The following is a 5,417-nucleotide window of genomic DNA, read 5'->3' on the forward strand; positions in this document are numbered from 1 at the left end:
GGGTAGACCGCACCATGAGCGTCGGGGGCCAGGCATCAATCGTTGAGATAACAACGATTTGAGGGGGTTTTTCGTTGTTATTTCAACGAATCCGATTCCGCGTGCACCGGCCATCTGCTGCCCCCGACCTCGCCACGACGATTTGACACCACCCCTTCGCGCTCCCTAGAATCACCACTTCCCCCCATCACCCAAGAGGTATTCGTCCCATGCGCCATTGATGCCGCCGTCTCTGACGGCCAGTCTCCACCCGCCCCCACTTGCAGAATCCGCAGGGGGAGTTCCTGGCATCCATGGAATCACGCATGACGAATCCCTGTCTCACGCTGGAAAGCGTGTCTTATGTTTTGCCCGATGGCAGAACACTCTTTTCCGATCTGAACGAGACGTTTGATCAGCGCCGCACCGGGCTGGTCGGACGCAATGGCGTGGGCAAATCGCTGCTGGCCCGTCTTCTGGCGGGGCAGTTGCCACCCAGCAGCGGCCGATGCCTGCGCTCCGGCACGGTGCACTACCTCGCGCAGCAGGTCGATCATCAAGCCGATACCACAGTTGCCGGTCTCGCGGGCATGCAGCGTGTGCTGGATGCCCTGGCGCGCATTGAAGCGGGCAGCAGCGACCCGGCGGATTTCGACGCGCTGGGCGATCGCTGGGATATCCGGCAACAATTGCAGGGCGCGTTGGCGCAGCATGGCCTGGGCCATCTCGACGTGGATACGCCCGCCAGCCAACTCAGCGGCGGCGAAGCCATGCGTGTGGCGCTGATCGGTGCATGGCTGTCGGATACCGACTTCCTCATCCTCGACGAGCCCAGCAATCATCTCGACCGTTCCAATCGGCAGGCGCTGATCGACCAACTGCAGCACTGGTCACGCGGACTGCTGGTGGTCAGCCACGACAGGCAACTGCTGGAAACGATGTCGCGCATCGTGGAGTTGTCCTCGCTTGGGCTGCGCAGTTATGGCGGCAACTACACGTTCTACGCCGCAGCCAAGGCGCTGGAGCGTGAGCATGCGCTGCAGCAACTTGAGCAGCGCAAGCTCGAACGCACGCGTGAGGACGAGGCCATGCGTGACCAACGTGATCGCATGGCGCGCAGGGAGGCGCGTGGCAATCGGCAGGGCAAGGAGGCCAATCAGGCCAAGATCCTGTTGGGCCGGCAGAAGGAGCGCAGCGAGGGATCGGCTGGCAAGTTGCGACAGCAGCAGGCGTCTGCACGACAACTGCTCGACCAGCAGGTCCGCGAGGCCGCGCAGCAGTTGCAAGCCGATGCGGAGATCAACCTGCATGCGTTGCCGGTTGCGCAGGTGGCCCAACGGCGTGTCGTGGAACTGGATGCACTGGCACTGCCATGCGTGCAGGAAAGAACGCGTTTGATCGATCTCAGCCTGAGCGGGCAGCAGCGCGTGGGTGTTGTCGGGCCCAATGGCTGCGGCAAATCCACGCTGTTGAAGGTGATGGCGGGTCAGATCGAACCGTTGGCCGGAGTTTGCAAGGTGGTAGCAGACGCCGTCTATCTGGACCAGCGGCTGGCCAACCTGCATCCCGAAAAGACTGTGCTCGAGCAGATACAGGCGGCCAACCGCACGGCAGCCGAAGGCGACCTGCGCATGCGACTGGCGCAACTCGACCTGGACGCGCAGAAGATCACGGCACCCAGTGGCTCACTCAGCGGCGGAGAGCGCCTGAAGGCCGCACTGGCGTGCGTGCTCTATGCCGACCCGCCCGCGCAGTTGCTGTTGCTCGATGAGCCGAGCAACCACCTGGACCTGCCTTCGGCGCAGGCGCTGGAAACCATGTTGCGCAGTTATCAAGGCGCACTGGTCGTGGTGTCACACGACGATGCGTTCCTGAGCAACCTCGGATTGACCCATCGCCTGATCGCCACGGAGCAGGGGTGGCGCCTGGAGTCCTGGTGATGCGGCGCCACCTTCACGGCCGGATATGGAATGCCTTCACGATGCCCGCGTTGCGCTCGTACTCCGCATGCAGCGACTGGTTCAGGTCCTGCAGCGATTGCACCGGCATGGCTTCATAGCCGAGCGCTTCGAGGCGCTCGCGCACCTTGGGATTGGCCGCTGCCTTGTAGGCTGCGTCATGAATCTTCTGCGCCATGTCTGCCGGAACCTTGGCCGAGGCGATGACGCCAACCCAGTTGCTGAAGTCGATATCCGGATACCCCTGCTCGGCGAAGGTGGGCACCTGCGGCAGCAGCGGCGAACGTGTCTTCGACGCCACCGCGTAGGGCTGCAGCTTGCCCGCGCGGATCATCGGCAGCGATGTGACCATGCCGTCGTACATCACGGGAATCTGTCCGCCCATGACCTGCGTGAGCGCCGGGCTGGAGCCGGGAAACGGAATGTGCTGCAGATCCATGCCGGCTTCCTGGTTCAGGATGGCACCGGCGTAGTGCGAGGCCGTGCCTGCGCTATACGACGCGAAACTCAGTTTTCCGGGATGGGCCTTCGCATAGGTGATGAGGCTCTTGAGGTCCTTCGCGGGCAGCGTGGGCGCACCGACCAGCACCATCCGCGAGCGGCCCACGGCAGCCAGCGGCTGGATGTCCTTCATCGTGTCGTACGGCGTCTTCTGAATGTGCGGAATCTCGGTCAGCACATTGGTCGCGGTGACCATGAGCGTCTGCCCGTCCGGCGGGGCGGAGAGCAGGGCGGTCATGGCGATGGCACCGCCGCCACCGGGCTTGTTGTCCACCACGACGGGCTGGCCCAGATCCGTGCTCAGTTGCTCGGCCATCAGGCGCGCCATGACGTCCATGGTGCCGCCGGCAGGGGCGGGTACGAGCATGCGCACGGGCTTGTTGTTCCACGCCATGGCAGACGCCGGAACAGCGAGACAAGCGAAGGCAACCAGTGCGGCACGGCGCAGTCGCGTTCGGAAAGTGGCTTCAGGCATGGTGTCTCCTTGCTCTGATTATGGAGTGATGGAAGGTGCGTGGGAAGAAAGAGCCGGACCGCCATGCAGAGTCACGGTTGAGGGAGCGGCGGCCCGGCTGAAAATCAATCGGCCGGTTGACGCTGGCGGCGTGTGGGCAGCGCCGCCAGCACGAATGCGCGCTGCGCCTCGCTCATGCCGTCCCACAATCCGATCTCGACGGGCGTGCGGTGGCAGCCCTGGCAATAGCGGCGCGCCTGATCCATGCGGCAGATGTTGATGCATGGGTTGGGCGCCGCCGCGCGTGGGGTGTCGAACGGAGTCAGCATGATCCGTGCTCAGGCTGCGCGGCGCAGCGGCAGGTGCTTCTGGCCGGTCTGACGATTCGGCAGCATGCCGTGTGCGGCGAGGGTCTCGTCCGCGCTGTCGTACCACGTACCGATGCGATAGATGGCGCGCGCTTCCTTGCCGCTGGCGATCTCGCGTCCCAGTTCATGCGCCACGCGCACGCATTGCTCGATCTGCTGGACCGAAGTCATCCGGTTGCCGTGCTGGTCGATGATGGTGTCCTCGATGCCGCAACGTGGATGCAGTCCCATGGCCATCGCCATCATGTTGAACGGCAGCACGTTCTTGAGCAGCGACTCCGCAGTCAGCGTGCAGCCGTCTGGTGCGCGGTGGATGAAGTTGAAGAAGTTGAACGGGTTAGGCCCATCGAAGCCACCGCCGATGCCGATCCACGTCAGGTTCAGCGGACCCTTGTAGGCGCCGGCGCGCACCATGCGCTCCAGCGTTTCCAGTGCATGGATGCCGGTGAGCTGGAAATGCGGCTGGATACGTGCGGCGCTCAGGCGGCGCAGGTGTTCCTCCACCCAGCCCGGACCCGCCGGTACGGTCATCTCGCGATACGCCTCGATGTAGGCCGGGTTGGCGAGCGAAGTGCCTTCGCGGTACTCCGGATACAGCAACTCCATGATGTTCATCTGCGTGGTGTTGATGGCCACGGTGACCTGATCCGGCGCGGGGGTCAGGTCGGCAAGCATGTGCCGCGTATCGTCGGACAGCCACACGGCGGCCTGGCCTTCGTCTTCCGGAGCAAACGAGATCGACCCGCCCACCTGGATGATCATGTCGGGTACGGCGGCGCGCACGCCGGCGATCAGTTCGTTGAACTTGGAGAGCCGCTTGGAACCCTTGCCGTCGAGTTCGCGCACGTGCAGGTGCAGCACGGTGGCGCCGGCGTTGTAGCAGTCCACCGCTTTCTGCACCTGTTCCTCCATGGTGACGGGGATGTCCTCCGGAAAGTCTTCCGGCATCCACTCGGGGCCGTAAGGCGCCACGGTGATCACCACTTTTTCCATGTTCTCGGGGTGCAGGGAATCGTCGAGGAATTGCATGCGTGTCTCCTTCGTTCAGTCTGGTTCGGTCTGGTTCGACAAGTGTTCGAAGTATCGGCCATGGGGTTGTCACGATTTGACGATGCGGGACACCCGATTTACATTTCGGGACAGTCAGGGAAAACACGATGTCCTACTTTCTGCGCAGTGCGAGCCTTACGAACTATGTGGATGTGGCGCGGGCCGTCGGGCTCGATCCACACCAGATGCTGCGTGCCGCAAGGATCAGCCGCAACGCGCTGCTCGATCCCGATATCCGCATCCCGGCGGCATCGGTGGGCCGGTTGCTGGAGGCATCGGCCAAGGCAGCACAGGTGGAGGATTTCGGCTTGCGGATGGCGGAACTGCGGCAGTTTTCCAATCTCGGACCATTGGCATTCGTGGTGCGTGAGGCACCTACGTTGCGCCGAGCGCTGGAATCGATGGTGCGATACATGAGCCTGCAGAACGAGGCGCTGGCGATGCGTGTGGAGGATGCCGACGATCTGGTGCTGATCCGGCTGCAACTGCTGGGTGATGGTTCGGGTTCGCTGCGGCAAGCCACCGAATTGGCAGGCGGCGTCATGTTCCGCATCCTGTCGCTGTTTCTGGGTGCGGCGTGGCGCCCGCGCAGCATCTGCTTTGCGCATGCCGCGCCGTCGAGCCAGGCAACATGCCTGCGTGTGTTTGGCATGCCGGCGCTCTACGGCCAGGATTTCGATGGCATCGTCTGCACGGCACGCGATCTGGAGGCGCCGCTGCCATCGTATGACCCTGGCATGGCGCAACAGGTGACGCGCTATCTGGACACACTGCTCGCGCAGTCGAACACCAATATGGCCGACAAGGTGCGCAAGCTTGTGCATGCGCTGCTACCCAGCGGCATGTGTTCCGTGGATCGCGTGGCGCAGCAACTCGGCGTGGATCGCCGTACGATCCATCGCTGGCTGACGGCGGATGGCACCACGTATTCAGAGATCGTCAACGATGCCCGCGCGAGCCTGGCCACGCGCTATATCGAGAACCGCGCACGGCCATTGTCGGAAGTGGCCACGCTGCTGGGCTTTGCATCGTTAAGCGCTTTTTCCCGCTGGTTTGGGGCGCAGTTTGGATGCAGTGTTTCGAAGTGGAGGGTGGGGAGGGGGGAGT

5 protein-coding genes are annotated in these 5,417 nt (G+C 63.5%); 2 read left to right on the forward strand and 3 right to left on the reverse strand.

Annotated elements, in window-relative coordinates; all coding sequences use genetic code 11:
- The first annotated feature begins 305 nt into the window (after positions 1 to 305).
- Positions 306 to 1,919, forward strand: a complete 1,614-nt coding sequence (locus tag FFS21_RS31465; protein ID WP_137928591.1) for an ABC-F family ATP-binding cassette domain-containing protein — start codon at positions 306 to 308, stop codon at positions 1,917 to 1,919.
- 13 nt (positions 1,920 to 1,932) lie between these two features.
- Here FFS21_RS31465 and FFS21_RS31470 read toward each other — a convergent pair whose 3' ends face one another.
- The 3 genes from FFS21_RS31470 to FFS21_RS31480 all read right to left on the reverse strand — a co-directional run bounded on the left by FFS21_RS31470 (position 1,933) and on the right by FFS21_RS31480 (position 4,289).
- Positions 1,933 to 2,913: a Bug family tripartite tricarboxylate transporter substrate binding protein gene (locus tag FFS21_RS31470; RefSeq protein WP_137928592.1), complete on the reverse strand. Its 981-nt coding sequence runs from the start codon at positions 2,911 to 2,913 to the stop codon at positions 1,933 to 1,935.
- A 104-nt stretch (positions 2,914 to 3,017) separates the two neighbouring features.
- Positions 3,018 to 3,221: a DUF1289 domain-containing protein gene (locus tag FFS21_RS31475; protein ID WP_137928593.1), complete on the reverse strand. Its 204-nt coding sequence runs from the start codon at positions 3,219 to 3,221 to the stop codon at positions 3,018 to 3,020.
- Positions 3,222 to 3,230: 9 nt separating this feature from the next.
- A complete protein-coding gene (locus FFS21_RS31480; RefSeq protein WP_137928594.1) occupies positions 3,231 to 4,289 on the reverse strand; it encodes a beta-keto acid cleavage family enzyme in 1,059 nt (352 codons plus the stop codon).
- Between the two features lie 128 nt (positions 4,290 to 4,417).
- Here FFS21_RS31480 and FFS21_RS31485 point away from each other — a divergent pair.
- Positions 4,418 to 5,417 (forward strand): AraC family transcriptional regulator (locus FFS21_RS31485; RefSeq protein ID WP_137928595.1); only part of this gene is annotated, 1,000 nt, incomplete at its 3' end.

Origin of the sequence: Cupriavidus sp. 2SB (assembly GCF_005503625.1) — a bacterium.
GTDB lineage: Bacteria > Pseudomonadota > Gammaproteobacteria > Burkholderiales > Burkholderiaceae > Cupriavidus.